This is a genomic window from Nocardia sp. CY41, from assembly GCF_009829325.1.
Lineage (GTDB): Bacteria > Actinomycetota > Actinomycetes > Mycobacteriales > Mycobacteriaceae > Nocardia.
In genome coordinates, this window is record NZ_VUOS01000002.1 from 52,524 (window position 1) to 68,935 (window position 16,412).

Sequence of the window (16,412 nt, forward strand, 5' to 3'; positions counted from 1 at the left end):
GTCAGCTCAGCCGGGCCACCAGGGCATCGGGCAGGTGGGGCAGTGCGAGGTCGACCAGCCGCCACGGCCAGCCGGGCACGCAGGCCCGCCGCCGCTCCTTCTCGATGGCGGCCACCATGGCCGCGACGCCTTTGTCCAGGGACGTCACCATCCGTGCGTCCCCCGCCTCGGCCGCCATGTCCGTGGCGATGAACCCCGGCAACAGTGTGGTCACGGTGATCGGCGAACGGGCCAGTTCGGTGGCCAGTGCCTCGCCGAGGGCGGCGAGCCCCGCCTTGCTCGCCGAATAGGCCGCTTTCTTGCCGGGAAGGCCGCGGACCGCGCTCATCGAGGCGACCAGCACGAGATGCCCGGCTCGCTGGGCGCGGAAGATCTCCAGCGCCGCTTCCGCCTGCGCCAGCGCGCTGACGAAGTTCGTCGTGGCCGTCGCGAGGTTCGCGTCCGCACGTCCGCTGCCGACCCGCGCGCCTTTGCCGATACCGGCGTTGACGATCACGCGGTCCAGGCCGCCGAGTTCGTCGCGCAGCTCCTCGAAGACGACCGGCACCGCCGCGTGGTCGTCCACGTCGAGGGCGCGCACCGCGACGGTGATCCCGGGGTGGGTCGCCGCCAGCTCGTCGCGCAGCGCCGTGAGCGCGTCCACCCTGCGCGCGCACAGCGCGAGATCACGGCCCTTGGCGGCGAAGTCACGCGCCATGGCGGCCCCGAGGCCCGCGCTCGCCCCGGTGATCAGAATCCTTTTCCGCGTCATGCGGCTGACCCTAGCCGCTGTTGAACGCGAGTCAATATGCCGCCTGGGATGGCGTTCGGCTTCAGCCGCCGAACGAGCCGGTCGGCGGCGACGCGGGCGACAACCGCCACGGCCCGCAGTTCTCGGTCTTGAACCCGACGTCGGTCGGCTTGATCTCCACCCGGACGGGGCCGAGCCGGGTGTAGTTGTTCGCGATGATGTACTGCATGTTCGTGTTGTCGCCCTCGACCTTCCAGAGCCTGCGCCAATCGCAGGCGTAGGCGGGGTCGGGGGTGCCGGGCGCCTCCCAGATTCCGGGCGCGATGTCGACGCCGATCAGGTAGACGCCGTTGTCGGACATCGTGTTCGCGGGTTGGGCCGACGCCGTTGCCGTCGCGAGCAGCGTCACCGCGGTGGTCATGGCTCCCGCGAACAGGAGCGCGCGCGCACGCATACCGATTCTCCTTGCCTTGTACTGACGCCGCGTCCACGGTCGTCGTTCTCCCGCCGCCGCGGCTTACCCGAACGACCCCCATCTCCGCGGCAAGGAATACCAGAACCGACCTGGTGGTGTGCGCCGAATCCGGGAATCCGCGCGGGTTCGGTCTCCAGGACCGTGTGACCAAGGGGGACCGGTGAGTTCGTCGATTCCGTTACGCGCCCTACTTCGCATACGCGCCCTACTTCGCCGGAGGTTTCCTTGACTTCTCGGTTGTTCAGCTACTGGCGACGACACCCTGCTCCCAGTGTGCTGTAGTCGCCGATTCGTCCCGCCCACCAGTAAGTCGCCGAGGATTTCGGCGTGCCGATCGGCGTGCCGAAGCCGCCGATGTATTACGCTCTGCTATCTCCGCGCAAACTGCCCGGCCGAGGTTGGTCGCCGGGTCTCGCGCATGCTGTAACACTTCGATCACGCAGCTTGCTTTGCTGATAAACGCGTTGCCAGAGTGAACCACTGGGTTTGGTGTTACAAGTGGGAAGGGAGGGGCGCCCCATCCCGGGGCGCCGACCGCACTATGAAGCCAAGCATCGTCAAAGCCGGTATCTGTACCGCCGTCACGGCGGCGGTGACGGTGACGCTGTCCGGGTTGCTCCCGGTCACCGCACAGGCGGAGCCGTCGCCGCTGGACATGTCCAAGAAGCTCGCAGGCAAGACCGTTTTCCTCGATCCCGGTCACCAGGGATCGAACCACTCCCAAGACTTGGCGAGACAGGTCAGCGATGGTCGCGGCGGCACGAAGGACTGCCAGACCACCGGCATGACCACCATGAACGGCGTTCCCGAGCACACCATCACCTGGAACGTCGCCCAAGTCGTCAAGACGTCGCTGGAGACGCTCGGCGCGCACGTCGTGCTGAGCCGCCAAGACGACCTGAACTGGGGCGGCTGCATCGACGACCGGGCCCGCGCGGCGAGCCAGTCCGGCGCGGATCTCGCCGTGAGCATCCATGCCGACAGCGCGCCCGCGCAGTATCGCGGGTTCCACCTGATCGTCCCCGAACTGCCCATCCCGAATCCGATCATCGATCAGGCGCAGTCCGGCGCGGGCCTCGCCGCGTCCGAAGCGGTGCGCGACGCCTACCGCGAGGCGGGATTCCCGCCTGCGAACTATGGCGGCGTGGTGGACGGTCTGCAGACCCGCAAGGACGTCGCCGGGCCCGCCCTGACCACCGTCCCGGTGGTCTTCCTGGAGATGGGCAACGGCGCCAATCCGGAGGACGCGGCGCTGCTGGAAACACCGGAGGGCCAGCTCAAGCACGCCATCGCGCTGACCACCGGCGTGGTCGGGCACCTGCTCGGCGCGCCGCAGCCGAGTGCCGCGCCTGATCAGCAATCCGGGCAGACCGCTCCGCAGGGTTCGTCGCTCGACCGCCCGGCGGCGGCCCCGGAAACCCCGCAGGGGCAGACGACTCCGGGTAGTCCGCAGGCGCAGACGAACCCGGTGGTACCGCAGGCCCAGACGGTTCCCGCGGTGCCGCAGAACTCCACGACTCCCGGATCGCCGCAGAGTCCGGCAGCGCCGCAGAGCTGGACGATCCCCGGAGTTCCGCAGGGTTCGACGACGCCAGGAGCGCCGCAGAGCCCGGCGGCTCCCGCGGTGCCGCAGGCACAGTCCGTTCCGGGCACATCGACGCCGAAGCCCGCCCCCGGTACGGCGACTCCGCAGTCTCCGGGCACCTCGGGGTCGCCGACATCGCCGGGTACGTCCGGGACCCAGTCGCCGGGCACGCCGAACGCGCAGCAGTCACCCGGGACCGCCGGGGGCAACGCCTCGATCATGGAACTGCTGATGCCGCTGGCGAAGCTGCTCGGCCTGGACAACAACGCCATCACCACGGAGCTGATCAATCTCGGCTACAGCCTGGCGGGCATGCTGCTCGGCCCCGCCAAATAATTCACACATCGAACCCGCCGGACGCCACTCTCGCCGCTGCCAGGGTGGCGTCCGGCTTTCCGCCCGGGTCGCGCGGCGCACTAGGGTGAGCGGAATGGCTGACCGGATTCCTGTTGTGCTCGTCGCGGGGTTTCTCGGTTCCGGGAAGACCACGTTGCTCAACCATTTGCTCCGGGACAACCGGGGAACCCGGATCGGCGTGGTGGTCAACGACTTCGGCGCGATCAACATCGACTCGATGCTGGTCGCCGGCCAGGTCGACGCCATGGTCTCGCTCGGCAACGGCTGCGTGTGCTGCGCGGTCGACGTCACCGAACTGGACGAGTTGTTCACCCGGCTCACCCAGCCGCGCGCCGGGATAGACGTGATCGTGGTGGAAGCCAGCGGCCTGGCCGAGCCGCGCAACCTGATCCGGATGGTGCTCGGCAGCGACAATCCGCGCCTGCGCTACGGCGGGCTGGTCGAAGTGGTCGACGCCGAACAGTTCCCGCAGAGCAGTGCCCGCCACCCGGAGCTGCGCACCCATCTGCGGCTGGCCGATCTGGTGGTGGTGAACAAGGCCGATCGGGTCGCGCCCGAGCGACTCGCCCGGCTGCGCGCGGACATCGCGGCACTGGTCGGCTCGGTGCCGGTGTACGCCACCACCTACGGCCGGATCGATCCGGGGCTGCTGTTCGACGAACCGCTGCGCGCACGCCCGGCAGTGGCCGAGCAGCTGAGTTTCGACGAACTGCTCGTCGAACACGACCACGAGGACCACGCCGGGCACCGTCATCTGCACGACGACTACACCAGCGTCTCCTTCGCCAGCGGACGAGCGCTGGACCCGCGCAAACTGATCGGCTTCCTGGAGGATCCGCCTTCGGGCTTGTTCCGGGCCAAAGGTTTCGCCGCCTTCGGCGTGGCCGACGAACGCAGGAGGTTCGTCCTGCACATGGTCGGCCGCCACATCGTCTTCGAGCCGGGCGCCTGGTCGCGCGGCGAGTCACGAGGCGCGCAGCTGGTGCTCATCGGCGCCGGCCTGCACACCGACACCGTCCTGGCCCGGCTGCACGACACCGTGCACGACGCCGCCGAACCGCTCGACGCGCAGAGCATGCTCGGCGTGTGGCGCTACACGCCGCACTGAGCGCATCGGATTTGGCGCGTTCGGTCGCGACCTGTCGCGTTCGGTGCTGGTAACCGAGCGGTCTTTTCATGAGACTGAATGCGTGTCCGCCGCGCGGCGGGCACCGGGAGCGTACTGCCGCGCGCGGCGCCGCTCGGCAGCCGATCCGTAACCGACCGAATCGTTCTGCGACCGATGGGAGTTTCCCGTGTCAGATTCCATGGAGAGCGCCACCGCGTACGTCATCGAGGCGCTGGAGGCCAAGGGCACCGCCACCCGCGACGACTTCGACGTTCCCGCGATCGTCGCCGAGACCCACGCCCTCACCAACAGCTGGGATTTCCGGGCTATCGAGGACGCGACGTTCTGGTCGATCGCCGCGCGGTTCCTCAGGCGGTGAACGTCGGCTCGACCCGCGGCACGGACGTGGCCGGCGACCACCGCCGCGCCGCGCGCCGCATCGATCCCGGGTCGGAGTAGCCGAGGATCTCTGCCTGGCGGGCAGGGCTCAGCGGCTCGGCGGCGGTCGCGGCGACCCACCGCGCGCCGCGCGCCCGGTCCAGCTCCGCGCGCCACGTGGTACCCGCTTCGCGCAGCCGCCGCTGGAGCGTGCGCGGACTGGTGGCCAGCCTGCGCGCCACCCGCTCCAACGACGCGTCACCGTCGTCCAAGCAGTCCGCCAAGGCGGCCGCGACGCGCTCCGGCCAGGCGGTGGCCAGCGGCGGCGGCGGTGGAAGCGCGGCGGCCAAGGGCCGGAGTATGCCGGCCAGCACCGGATCGCTGGTCGTCAACGGCCGGTCCATGTCCGCGGCGCGGAAGGTCATGGCGTCCACCGGCGCGTCGAACTCGATCGCGGTGGTGCCGAAGACCTCGACGAAGGTGCCGATCTTGGCGGGAGCGTGCTGGCGCAACGAGACCCGCACCGGGGCCAGCGGTTCGCGCACCACCCGCCGCGCCCGGCTGAGCACCGCGCTCAGACCCCACAGCTGGGTGAGATCCCGGCCGCGGCCTTCCCCGTCGATCATGTCGAGATACAGGGTGACCTCGTCGTCGTTCTCCGCGACCAGGTCGAATCGGTGGTTGGTGGTCACCGCGGTGACGTACGGTCCGCACGTGGCCAATCCGGCGCCCAGCGTCGGCGCCGAGGAGAACAAGTAGTCGTACAGACCCAGGCAGGTGAGCTCGTAGCGGCTCGCCACGTTCAGGGCGACGTCCGGATCGCCGAGTTCGTGTGCGCCGATCTCCCACAACCGGGAGAACGTCCGGCTGGGCAGGTGCAGGTCGTCGCCCGCCATGGTCCACTCGGGCAATCCCGATTCCCGCAGCAGCAGGTCGCGGTCGAGACCGGCCGCGGTGAGTTGCGAGATGACGAATCGGTGGAGCAAGACCTGGTCGGTTCCCATCGCGTGCTCCCTTCTCCCACCGCGACCGATCGGCTCACACGCGCAGCGAGACCGAGCGAGGACGACGACACCGCGACGCGCACACGCTATACCGGCCGTGTTGATTCGTCATGAGTTTCATGTCACGGACAGGTCACCCGCAGGCGTTCACCCATTCGGACAGGCCGTCGGCGAACAATTGCCGCTTCCAGATCGGGACTTCGTGCTTGATCCGATCCACCAGTTCCGCGCACGCCGTGAATGCCGCGCCGCGATGCGCCGCCGCCACCGCGACGACGATCGCGCGGTCGCCGATGCCGAGCGAGCCGACGCGGTGCACGGCCGCGACCGGCAAGCCGTGCGCCGCGGCGACTTCCGCGCAGACGCTGCGCAGGAAACGCTCCGCTTGCGGGTGCGCGGAGTATTCCAGCGCCGAAACGGCTTGTCCGCCATCGTGATCGCGGACCTTCCCGGTGAACACCACGACCGCGCCGTAGTGCGGCCCGGTGACCGCCTCCTCGACCTGCGCTGGGTCGAGCGGCTGGTCGCTGATCCGGGCGAGCCGGACCGTGGCCTCAGCCGTTGTCATGACTTCCACCTCCGGCGACTTGTGCGAGCAGATGATCCAGCAGCGGTTCGAGCACCGCGATGCCGTCTCGGACGCCGCCCGGCGAGCCGGGCAGATTCACGATCACCGAGCGCCCCGCGAGCCCCGCCACGCCGCGGCTCAGCGCCGCCAGCGGGAACTTCGCGGTGCCGCGCTGCCGGATCGCCTCGGCCACACCGGGCAGTTCGCGGTCGAGCAGGGCGAGGGTGGCCTCGGGGGTCGCGTCGGTGGGGGAGGCGCCGGTTCCGCCGGTGCTGACGACGAGCGCGGGTTCGAAACGCAGCGCGTCGGCCAAGCCGAATTCGATCTCGGCGTCGGCATAGACCAGCGGCCCACGCACCGAGAAGCCCAGTCCGGTCAGCCAGTCCACGAGCACCGGTCCGGTGGTGTCCTCGCGGGTGCCCGCCGCGACGCCGGTCGAGGCGACCAGCACCACCGCCGAGCGTTCCTCTTCGCCGAACTCCGCCTCGGCGTACTCGGGGGTGTCCGCCTCGTCGGGGGCGAACTCTTCGCCGGTCACCGCCTCCAGATCAGCGGGGGCCTCGTCGGCTGGGCGCTCCCAGTGCCCGCGCTTGCCGCCTTCTTTGGTCAGCAGCCGCACGCCGTCCAGCGTTGCCGCGGGGTCCACCGCCTTCACCATGTCGTGCAAGGTCAATCCGGCGACCGCCACCGCGGTGAGCGCTTCCATCTCGACCCCCGTGGGGCCTTTGGTCTTGGCGGTGGCCTCGATCGTGATGGCGGTGTCGGTGAAACCGAACTCCACGCGCACCGACGACAGCGCCAACTGATGACATAGCGGGATCAGTTCGGAGGTCTTCTTCGCCCCCGCGATGCCCGCGATCCGGGCGGTGGACAGCACGTCCGCCTTCGGCATGTCGTCGGCTCGCACCAGCGCGACCACCTCGGCCGTGGTGCGCAACTCACCTGCCGCGACAGCGATCCGGGTGGTGTCGCTCTTCTCGCTCACGTCCACCATGCGGGCGCGGCCTTCGTGGTCGACATGGGACAACTCGCTCATAACGACCACACTCGCACAAGTGCCCCGGCGGGCAGCGCGGTGACCTCGGCCGGCACATCGATCAGCACGTCGGCCTGCGCCATCGCCGCCACCAGATGCGAGCCAGGACCGGACACCACCTCGACCGCCCGCGGCTGCCCGTGCGCGGCCGGTTCACCGGGGCGCCCGCGGATCAGCTTGCCGCGCAGGAACTGACGCTTTCCCTCCGGCGAGCGCGGCACGGCGCCGACCAGGGGAAGATCATAGGTGTCCACCGTGGGCAGACCGGCGAGGTGACGCAGTATCGGGCGGGCGAACACCTCGAAGGACACCATCGTGCTGACCGGGTTGCCGGGGAAGCTGAGCACCGGCACCCCGTCGACGACGGTCAGCCCCTGCGGGCCGCCCGGTTGCATCGCGACCGAGCCGAACCGCCCGCCCATCGGCTCGAGCACGTCCTTGACCACCTCGAAGTCGCCCTTGGACACCCCGCCGGAGGTGAACACCACGTCGGCGTGCTCGGTCGCGGCCGACAGCAGCGCGCGCAAGCGCGCCGGATCGTCGGTGCTGTGCGCCACCGAGACGACCTCGACGCCGTTGGCCGCCAGCGCCGCGGCGAGGGCGATGCCGTTGGAGTTGTAGATCTGCCCGGGACGCAGCGGCTTTCCGGCCGCCACCAGCTCGTCGCCGGTGGTGATCACCGCACCGCGCACCGCGCGGAAGACCGCCACCGCGGACAGGCCGACCGCGGCGAGGGCGGCGACGTGCCGGGGGGCGAGCCGGGCGCCCGCCCGCACGAGCAGGTCGCCGGTCCGGACGTCGGTGCCCGGCTCTCGGACGAATTCCCCTGCGCTGCGGCCGCGTTCGATGGTCACCGTGCCGTCGCCCACGCTGGCGTCCTCCACCGGCACGACGCAGTCCGCGCCGGGCGGGACCGGCGCTCCGGTCATCACCTTCATCGCCGCGCCGCGCGGCAGCGGCGTTCGGCCCGCCGCGCCTGCGGCGACCACCCCGGCCAAGGGCAGGGTGACCGGCGCGACCAGCACCGATTCGGCGCGTACCGCGTAACCGTCCATCGCGGAGTTGCGGAAGACCGGCAGGTCGATCGGCGAACGGACGTCCTCGGCCAATTGCCTGCCCAGCGCCGACGGCACCGCGACGGTCTCCACCGTGCGCGCGGCCAAGGGCCGCAGCAGCTGTTCGATGCTGTTGCGGTAGTCGTCGACGGGCTCGGCCGAGACGCCGGCGGGCCGAGGGTTCATGCGAGTCAGCCTAACGCCCGATCCGGGCGGTTTTCCGCCTCTGTCGCGGTGCGCCGGTCGCCGGCGCCGTACTCGTCCCGGCGGCGGCTGCCTCACTGTCGATCCGTGACCTCGGTGAGCATTCCGCCCGCAGACGAATCGGGACAGGCGGTCATAATGGACGTGTGACTCTGGTCGAGATCGGGATTCCCGCGGTGCGTTCCGGGCGTCCCTCGCTCGCCGGCCGTCCCGACACCCCCTACTTGCTGGATCGTTTCGGACGCGTCGCCCGCGACCTGCGCGTATCCATCACCGAGAAGTGTTCGCTGCGCTGTACCTACTGCATGCCGGAGGAGGGGCTGCCGGAGATTCCCCGGCACGAACTGCTCACGCCGGACGAGATCGTGCGTCTGGTGCGCTTGGCGGTGCGGGATCTGGGCGTGCGCGAGGTCCGCTTCACCGGGGGCGAGCCGCTGATGCGCCGCGACCTGGAACAGATCATCGCGGGCTGCCACGCCGCGGTGCCACACATCCCGCTGGCCATGACGACCAACGGCATCGGGCTCGAGCACCGCGCGTCGGGCTTGGCCGCGGCCGGTCTGCGTCGGGTGAACGTCTCGCTGGACACGGTGGACCGGGCCGGTTTCGCGCGGCTGACGCGCCGCGACCGCCTGGAATCGGTATTCGCCGGGATCCGTGCGGCCCGCGCCGCCGGACTGGCCCCGATCAAGGTCAACGCCGTCTTGATGCGCGAAACCCTCTCCGGCGCTCCCGATCTGCTGCGCTGGTGCCTGGACGAGGGCTGCGAGCTGCGCTTCATCGAGGAGATGCCGCTCGATGCCGACCACGAATGGGCCCGCGCCAACATGGTCACCGCCGCCGAGTTGCTCGACGTGCTCGGCGTCCGGTTCGAGCTCAGCGAGGCCGGTCGCGCCGATCCGTCGGCCCCTGCGGAGAAATGGCTGGTCGGCGGCGGGCCCGGCACCGTAGGCATCATCGCGACGGTGACCCGCAAGTTCTGCGACACCTGCGACCGCACCCGGCTCACCGCGGATGGCATGCTGCGCTCCTGCCTGTTCAGCGACCAGGAGTTCGACCTGCGCCAGGCGCTGCGCTCCGGCGCGTCCGACGAGGAGGTCGCGACCCTCTGGCGTGGGGCGATGTGGAACAAATGGGCAGGTCACGGCATCGACGCGGAGGGCTTCGTCCCCCCGGAGCGGACGATGGGAGCCATCGGTGGTTGAGATCCGCTATTTCGCCGCGATCGCCGACGCGGTGGGCAAGGACGGCGAAACCCTCGACCTCCCGGCCGGAGCGACGGTGGCCGACCTGCGCGCGGCCCTGTCGGCGGCCTACGGCCCGGACCTGGACAAGATGCTGTCGGTGTGCGCCTACCTGATCGGCGACGAACTCACCCGCGACCCCACGGCCGCGCTGAGCCCGCGCGTCGACGTCCTGCCACCGTTCGCCGGCGGGTGAACGCGACCCGCCGCGCGGCGGGTCGCGGGTAGGGCGCTCAGCGCCACCAGGTGTCGAGCGGGGTCACCGGAACGGTGCGCTTGTGCCGGGTGTTGCGGAAGATGTTCTCCAGTCGCTCGGCGACCTCCGGGGTGACCTCGTTGCCCTCCAGGTAGTCGTCGATCTCGCGGTAGCGCAGACCGAGCGCCTCCTCATCGGGCAGGGCGGGCCGGTCGTCCTCCAGATCGGCGGTGGGCACCTTCGACCAGATGCTGGCCGGCGCGCCGAGTTCCTGGAGCAGGGCGGCGCCCTGGCGCTTGGTGAGACCGGTGAGCGGGGTCAGGTCGACCCCGCCGTCGCCGTACTTGGTGAAGAATCCGGTGACCGCCTCGGCCGCGTGATCGGTGCCGACCACGAGCAGGTTCTCCTGACCGGCCAGCGCGTATTGGAGCACCATGCGCTCGCGCGCTTTGATGTTGCCGCGCACGAAATCGCGCAACCGGTCCACCTGCAGCGCCGACGCCGCCTCCGCGGCCGCGGCGTTGGCGCTGGGCCGGACGTTCACCACGACCTGCCGGTCGGGCCGGACGAACGTCAGCGCGGTGCGGGCGTCGGCCTCGTCGGCTTGCACGCCGTAGGGCAGCCGGACGGCGAGGAAAGTCGCGTCCACGCCCTCGTCCCGCAGTTCCTCGACCGCGAGCTGGCACAGCCGTCCGGCCAGCGCGCTGTCCTGCCCACCGCTGATGCCGAGGACGTAACCTCGTGCGGGGGTGGCGTTCAGATAATCCTTGAGGAAATCGATCCGCCGGCGGATCTCCTTCTTCGGTTCGATCGTGGGCTGGACACCCAATTCACTGATGATCTGTTCGCGCAGGTTCCCCATGGCGCCCGAGTCTACTGGCGGTTCAGGAGGCGACAACGCGCCGAACGACGTGCTCCCAGTTGTCGCCGATCTGCTCGCGGGTGTAGCCCAGCACCTGCATCTGGTGCATGACCAGCGCGGCGCCCAGCATCGCCAGGAGCGCGTCGGCGATGAGCCGGGCATCCCCTGGTGCGCCTGCCTGCCGCAGCAGCATCACGACGTGCGCGCGCAGCAATCCGTACGGCCCGCCCGAGTAACGGTCACCCGCCTCGCCGAGTTCGGCGGCGCGGTGCAGTTCGCCTTCCACCTCGATGTCCAGCAGCCGGGCCCGCCCGAAGGCGACCAGCCGTTCCACCGGCGGTGCGCCGGGACCCAGCGGCGGCGGCCCGAAGATGAACGACTCCTGGTACTTCTGCTCGGAATGGTCGAGCAGCGCGAGCATCAGGCCGGATCTGCTGCCGAATCGGCGGAACACCGTGCCCTTGCCGACTCCGGCGCGTTTGGCCAGCGCGTCCATCGTGAGGCTGTCCACGCCTTGCTCGCGCACGAGCTGCTGCGCCGCGTCCAGCAGCAGCCGCCGGTTGCGGGCCGCGTCGGCGCGCTCGGCGGGCTCGGCCGTGCCGGGCAGCGGCGTGCCCACGTCGACCAGCCGGTGCGAGCCGTTGGCTGACGCGTCGGGTGTGGGGTAGTTCACAGCGCTCACGCCGACTCCGCGGGAAGTAATCGGACCATGGTCCGGTTAGTGTGTGGTGAACGTACGGACACCACCTCATCAGTACACCAGGAGTCGTCATGAGTCAGACCCGCATTCTCGCACTCGTCGGTAGCCTGCGCGCCGCCTCCGTCAACCGGCGACTGGCCGAGGCCGCGGCGCACACCGCGCCGGAGGGTGTCGAGGTCACCCTCTACGAGGGGCTGGCCGACATCCCGTTCTACAACGAGGACATCGACGTGCCCGGCTCCGTGCCCGCGGCCGCCCAGGCGCTGCGCGACGCGGTCGCCGAGGCGGACGGCCTGCTGCTGGTCACGCCGGAGTACAACGGCACGCTGTCGGCAGTGCTGAAGAACGCGATCGACTGGGCCTCCCGTCCGTACGGCGCCGGGGCCATCAAGGCCAAGCCCACCGCCGTGGTGAGCGCATCGATCAGCCCGAACGCGGCTCAATGGGCGCACGGCGACGCGGTCAAGGCCCTCGGCGTCGCGGGCGCGAAGGTGGTCGAGTCCGCGCACCTGCACTTCGGCGTGATCGGCGAGCGGTTCGGCGCCACGCACCCGCGCGACGACGCCGAGGCGCTGACTCAGCTGGCCGCCACCGTGCGCGATCTGGTGGAGGCCACGCGCGGCGAACTGGCGTCCGTGTAAGCTCCATCTCCGGTCTCGGACGAGGGTCACCGCTCAATGTGTAGCGGTGGCCCTCTTCGTTTGCCAGAGAGTTTGCTGAAAGTATGCTGACACGCCGAAGGGTGATCTGCGCCACTGTTTGATCTCGGGGTGAATCGAGCGTACTGGTACTTCTCTCGATGGAATTTCATCAATGTGACTCGCTACATGTCGTGTTGTAGGAATCTGTCGGCCACTAGGTGTAGTGTCTTCGCTACTGGAAGACGGCGAGAGACCTCACTCGTCAGGAGGCGGCCACGCGTGGCTGATCAGGGGATTCGAGTCCGGCTCCAGGAGTTTGCGCAGCATACGTCGATCGTGCATTGCATACGGGTCAAGCTGTGGATCAGGCACAAGGAGAGAGGGATGTCAATGACCGTCACCGTGTACACCAAGCCCGCTTGCGTCCAGTGCAACGCCACCTACAAGGCGCTCGACAAGGCCGGGGTGGACTACGAGGTCGTCGACATCTCGGAGAACGACGAGGCGCGTGACTTCGTCATGGCACTCGGATACCTGCAGGCGCCGGTCGTGGTGGCCGGGGACGATCACTGGTCGGGCTTCCGGCCCGATCGCATCAAGTCGCTCGCGACCGTGGCGGCCTGACGCTCCACCGCTTCCGGTTCATCCGGGCTGCTCCCGAGAAGAGGAAGGCGACCATGTCGGAGACGGCGGCGCTGGTCTACTTCTCCAGCGCTTCGGAGAACACGCATCGCTTCGTCGAGAAGCTGGGCCTCCCGGCGACTCGCATACCACTGCACACCGCCGACTCGCTGCGGGTCGACGCACCGTACGTGCTGATCGTCCCCACCTACGGGGGCGGTCGGCACGTGCTGGGAGGCGATCGTTCCGACAAGGATTTCGTGCCGCGGCAGGTCGCCAAGTTCCTCAACGATCCGCACAACCGCGCGCTGCTGCGCGGGGTCATCGCGGCGGGCAATACGAACTTCGGCGACACCTTCTGCTACGCGGGCGAGCTCATCGCACGCAAGTGCGGGGTGCCGTACCTGTATCGCTTCGAACTCATGGGAACCGCTGAGGACGTCGAACGCGTCCGAGAGGGATTGGGATTGTTTTGGCAACAGCAACGACAGCACCGGCCGGAAAGACAGCTCGCTTAGAGCAGCCCCCGGTCCGCGGCGCCGAAGCGGGCGAGGTCCTCGACTACCACGCCCTCAACGCGATGCTGAACCTGTACGGTCCGAACGGGGAGATCCAGTTCGACAAGGACCGTGAGGCCGCCCACCAGTACTTCCTGCAGCACGTCAATCAGAACACCGTCTTCTTCCACAATCTGGACGAGAAGCTGGACTACCTGATCGGCGAGAACTACTACGAGGCGGAAGTTCTCGAGCAGTACAGCCGCGAGTTCATCAAGAAGCTGTTCCAGCATGCCTACGCCAAGAAGTTCCGGTTCCCCACCTTCCTCGGCGCCTTCAAGTACTACACCTCGTACACGCTGAAGACCTTCGACGGCAAGCGCTACCTGGAGCGCTTCGAGGACCGGGTGTGCATGGTCGCGCTCACGCTCGCCGCGGGCGACGAAGCGCTGGCGGGCAAGCTGGTCGACGAGATCATCGACGGCCGCTTCCAGCCGGCCACCCCGACCTTCCTGAACTCGGGCAAGAAGCAGCGCGGCGAGCCGGTGTCGTGCTTCCTGCTGCGCATCGAGGACAACATGGAGTCCATCGGCCGCTCGATCAACTCCGCGCTGCAGCTGTCCAAGCGCGGCGGCGGGGTCGCGTTGCTGCTGAGCAACATCCGCGAGCACGGCGCGCCGATCAAGAAGATCGAGAACCAGAGCTCGGGCGTCATCCCGATCATGAAACTGCTCGAGGACTCGTTCTCCTACGCCAACCAGCTCGGCGCGCGGCAGGGTGCGGGCGCGGTCTACCTGCACGCGCATCACCCGGACATCTACCGGTTCCTGGACACCAAGCGGGAGAACGCGGACGAGAAGATCCGCATCAAGACGCTCTCGCTGGGCGTGGTCATCCCGGACATCACCTTCGAGCTGGCCAAGAAGAACGAGGACATGTACCTGTTCTCGCCCTACGATGTGGAGCGCATCTACGGCAAGCCGTTCGCCGACATCGACGTCACCGAGAAGTACTACGAGATGGTCGACGACAAGCGCATCCGCAAGTCGAAGATCAAGGCGCGCGAGTTCTTCCAGACCATCGCCGAGCTGCAATTCGAGTCCGGGTATCCGTACATCATGTTCGAGGACACGGTGAACCGGGCCAACCCGATCGCGGGCAAGATCACCCACTCGAACCTGTGCTCGGAGATCCTGCAGGTCTCCACACCGTCGGAGTTCAACGACGATCTGTCCTACGCCAAGGTGGGCAAGGACATCTCCTGCAACCTCGGATCGCTGAACATCGCCAAGACGATGGACTCGCCCGACTTCGCGCAGACCATCGAGGTGGCCATCCGGGCGCTGACCGCGGTGTCGGACCAGACCCACATCTACTCGGTGCCGTCCATCGAGCAGGGCAACAACTCCTCGCACGCCATCGGCCTCGGGCAGATGAACCTGCACGGGTATCTGGCGCGCGAACGGATCCACTACGGGTCCGAAGAGGGCATCGACTTCACGAACATCTACTTCTACACCGTGGTCTACCACGCTATCCGGGCGTCGAACCGGATCGCGATCGAGCGCGGCGCCTACTTCGGCGGTTTCCCCGAATCGAAGTACGCCAGCGGCGAGTACTTCGACAAATACACCGAGCAGGTGTGGGAGCCGAAGACCGATCGCGTGCGGCAGCTGTTCGCCGACGCGGACGTGCACATCCCGACCCAGGACGACTGGCGTGAGCTGAAGGCCTCGGTCATGGAGCACGGCATCTACAACCAGAACCTGCAGGCGGTCCCGCCGACCGGGTCGATCTCCTACATCAACCACTCCACCAGCTCCATCCACCCGGTGGCGTCGAAGATCGAGATCCGCAAGGAAGGCAAGATCGGTCGGGTCTACTACCCGGCGCCCTACATGACCAACGACAACCTCGAGTACTACGAGGACGCCTACGAGATCGGCTACGAGAAGATCATCGACACCTACGCCGCGGCCACGCAGCACGTGGACCAAGGCCTGTCGCTGACGCTGTTCTTCAAGGACTCCGCCACCACCCGCGACCTCAACCGCGCCCAGATCTACGCTTGGCGCAAGGGCATCAAGACCCTCTACTACATCCGCCTGCGCCAGATGGCGCTGGAGGGAACCGAAGTCGAGGGTTGCGTCTCCTGCATGTTGTAGGTCCGTAGCGGACAGGGGCCTCCTGCCCGGAGGCCCCTGTCGCATTCTCCGGTCACCGGGATCGCGCTCGGCTACCCAGCTCCGCCGCCTCGGTTCGCGCAACCTGCGGGAAGCCACTCGCGTCTGGAATAAGCTGGCGCAGAAGCGATCCGGTAGTGATGGGAACGACGATGACCGATCTCGGCGGCGACGGCCGGCCGATCCACGACGCGAGCGTGCCGAGCAGTGCGCGGATATACGACTACGTCCTGGGCGGGAAGGACCACTATCAGGTGGATCGGGACGCGGCCGAGAAAGTCATCGCGGCGTTCCCGACGACTCGCGTCGCGGCTCGGCAGAACCGGCTCTTCATGCACCGCGCGGTGAACGCGCTCACCGCGCTGGGCGTGACACAGTTCCTCGACATCGGCACCGGCATCCCCACCGAGCCGAATCTGCACCAGGTGGCGCAGGCGCCGACGCCCGAAGCGCGGGTGGTCTACGTGGACAACGACCCGATCGTGTTGTCCCATGCCCGCGCCTTGCTCACCGGCACGCCGGAGGGGCGCACCGCGTACGTCGACGCCGACCTGAAGGACCCGGAGACGATCCTCGCCGCGCCCGAACTCCTCGACACCCTGGACCTGAAACGTCCGGTAGCGCTGAGTCTGGTCGCCGTGCTGCATTTCCTGTCCGACGACCAGGACCCCTACGGCATCGTCGAGACGTTGCTGGATGCCCTCGCGCCGGGTTCATTCCTCGTCGTCTCGCATATCACCGCCGACCTCGAACCGGAGATGATCACCGAGGCGCTGAACGTGTATCGGCAGAGCGGGGTCTACGCCCAGACCCGCACGCGAGACGAATTCGCGCGCTTCTTCACCGGACTGGACCTCCTGGACCCGGGCATCGTCGTCACCAACCAATGGCGCCCGCAAGGCGATTCTCCGTCCTGGCTCGACGCGCAAGTGAACTGCTGGAGCGCGGTCGGCCGCAAGCTCGGGTGA

At 68.6% G+C, this 16,412-nt stretch carries 18 protein-coding genes; 10 read left to right on the forward strand and 8 right to left on the reverse strand.

The window, feature by feature from the left end:
- Nucleotide 1: 1 nt before the first annotated feature.
- Nucleotides 2-751 (reverse strand): SDR family oxidoreductase, encoded by a 750-nt coding sequence (locus tag GVY64_RS02730; protein ID WP_159838396.1) that lies wholly within the window; start codon nt 749-751, stop codon nt 2-4.
- Between the two features lie 61 nt (nt 752-812).
- Nucleotides 813-1,184, reverse strand: a complete 372-nt coding sequence (locus GVY64_RS02735) for a hypothetical protein (protein ID WP_236566570.1) — start codon at nt 1,182-1,184, stop codon at nt 813-815.
- Between the two features lie 562 nt (nt 1,185-1,746).
- On the opposite strand from GVY64_RS02735, the gene GVY64_RS02740 reads away from it, so the two are divergent.
- From GVY64_RS02740 to GVY64_RS02750, 3 genes are all read left to right on the forward strand, one after another.
- Nucleotides 1,747-3,126 (forward strand): N-acetylmuramoyl-L-alanine amidase, encoded by a 1,380-nt coding sequence (locus GVY64_RS02740; protein WP_159838398.1) that lies wholly within the window; start codon nt 1,747-1,749, stop codon nt 3,124-3,126.
- Between the two features lie 94 nt (nt 3,127-3,220).
- Nucleotides 3,221-4,255 (forward strand): CobW family GTP-binding protein, encoded by a 1,035-nt coding sequence (locus GVY64_RS02745; RefSeq protein ID WP_159838400.1) that lies wholly within the window; start codon nt 3,221-3,223, stop codon nt 4,253-4,255.
- A gap of 187 nt (nt 4,256-4,442) precedes the next feature.
- Nucleotides 4,443-4,634 (forward strand): hypothetical protein, encoded by a 192-nt coding sequence (locus GVY64_RS02750; RefSeq protein WP_159838402.1) that lies wholly within the window; start codon nt 4,443-4,445, stop codon nt 4,632-4,634.
- Here the strand turns inward: GVY64_RS02750 and GVY64_RS02755 are convergent.
- From GVY64_RS02755 to GVY64_RS02770, 4 genes are all read right to left on the reverse strand, one after another.
- Nucleotides 4,624-5,637 carry an AraC family transcriptional regulator gene (locus tag GVY64_RS02755; RefSeq protein WP_159838404.1) on the reverse strand — a complete coding sequence of 338 codons (1,014 nt, stop codon included), beginning with the start codon at nt 5,635-5,637 and terminating at the stop codon, nt 4,624-4,626. The two genes, GVY64_RS02750 and GVY64_RS02755, sit on opposite strands and share 11 nt — an antisense overlap.
- A gap of 133 nt (nt 5,638-5,770) precedes the next feature.
- A complete protein-coding gene (locus tag GVY64_RS02760; protein ID WP_159838406.1) occupies nt 5,771-6,205 on the reverse strand; it encodes a molybdenum cofactor biosynthesis protein MoaE in 435 nt (144 codons plus the stop codon).
- Nucleotides 6,192-7,241, reverse strand: coding sequence for a bifunctional molybdenum cofactor biosynthesis protein MoaC/MoaB (gene moaCB, locus GVY64_RS02765; RefSeq protein ID WP_159838408.1), 1,050 nt, complete (start codon nt 7,239-7,241; stop codon nt 6,192-6,194). Before moaCB ends, GVY64_RS02760 begins: the two co-directional genes overlap by 14 nt.
- The gene (locus GVY64_RS02770) at nt 7,238-8,482 is read right to left on the reverse strand and encodes a molybdopterin molybdotransferase MoeA (protein WP_159838410.1); all 1,245 of its coding nucleotides are present in this window, start codon (nt 8,480-8,482) and stop codon (nt 7,238-7,240) included. Before GVY64_RS02770 ends, moaCB begins: the two co-directional genes overlap by 4 nt.
- Before the next feature lie 164 nt (nt 8,483-8,646).
- Between GVY64_RS02770 and moaA the strand changes: the two genes are divergently transcribed.
- Nucleotides 8,647-9,705 (forward strand): GTP 3',8-cyclase MoaA, encoded by a 1,059-nt coding sequence (gene moaA, locus GVY64_RS02775; RefSeq protein ID WP_159838412.1) that lies wholly within the window; start codon nt 8,647-8,649, stop codon nt 9,703-9,705.
- Nucleotides 9,698-9,940: a MoaD/ThiS family protein gene (locus GVY64_RS02780; protein WP_159838414.1), complete on the forward strand. Its 243-nt coding sequence runs from the start codon at nt 9,698-9,700 to the stop codon at nt 9,938-9,940. The genes moaA and GVY64_RS02780 overlap by 8 nt, the downstream gene beginning before the upstream one ends.
- A 37-nt stretch (nt 9,941-9,977) precedes the next feature.
- On the opposite strand, the gene nadE is transcribed toward GVY64_RS02780, so the two are convergent.
- On the reverse strand, nt 9,978-10,802 hold the full coding sequence (nadE, locus tag GVY64_RS02785; RefSeq protein WP_159838416.1) for an ammonia-dependent NAD(+) synthetase: 825 nt from the start codon (nt 10,800-10,802) through the stop codon (nt 9,978-9,980).
- Nucleotides 10,803-10,824: 22 nt separating this feature from the next.
- Entirely contained in the window at nt 10,825-11,430 is a 606-nt protein-coding gene (locus GVY64_RS02790) for a TetR/AcrR family transcriptional regulator (protein WP_159838842.1), read from the reverse strand.
- A 143-nt stretch (nt 11,431-11,573) separates the two neighbouring features.
- Between GVY64_RS02790 and GVY64_RS02795 the strand changes: the two genes are divergently transcribed.
- The 5 genes from GVY64_RS02795 to GVY64_RS02815 all read left to right on the forward strand — a co-directional run bounded on the left by GVY64_RS02795 (nt 11,574) and on the right by GVY64_RS02815 (nt 16,412).
- Nucleotides 11,574-12,143, forward strand: coding sequence for an NAD(P)H-dependent oxidoreductase (locus GVY64_RS02795; RefSeq protein ID WP_159838418.1), 570 nt, complete (start codon nt 11,574-11,576; stop codon nt 12,141-12,143).
- A gap of 390 nt (nt 12,144-12,533) precedes the next feature.
- A complete protein-coding gene (nrdH, locus tag GVY64_RS02800) occupies nt 12,534-12,767 on the forward strand; it encodes a glutaredoxin-like protein NrdH (RefSeq protein WP_159838844.1) in 234 nt (77 codons plus the stop codon).
- Between the two features lie 53 nt (nt 12,768-12,820).
- The gene (nrdI, locus tag GVY64_RS02805; RefSeq protein WP_159838420.1) at nt 12,821-13,282 is read left to right on the forward strand and encodes a class Ib ribonucleoside-diphosphate reductase assembly flavoprotein NrdI; all 462 of its coding nucleotides are present in this window, start codon (nt 12,821-12,823) and stop codon (nt 13,280-13,282) included.
- A gap of 62 nt (nt 13,283-13,344) precedes the next feature.
- On the forward strand, nt 13,345-15,426 hold the full coding sequence (gene nrdE, locus GVY64_RS02810) for a class 1b ribonucleoside-diphosphate reductase subunit alpha (protein ID WP_236566596.1): 2,082 nt from the start codon (nt 13,345-13,347) through the stop codon (nt 15,424-15,426).
- Between the two features lie 170 nt (nt 15,427-15,596).
- Entirely contained in the window at nt 15,597-16,412 is an 816-nt protein-coding gene (locus tag GVY64_RS02815; protein WP_159838424.1) for an SAM-dependent methyltransferase, read from the forward strand.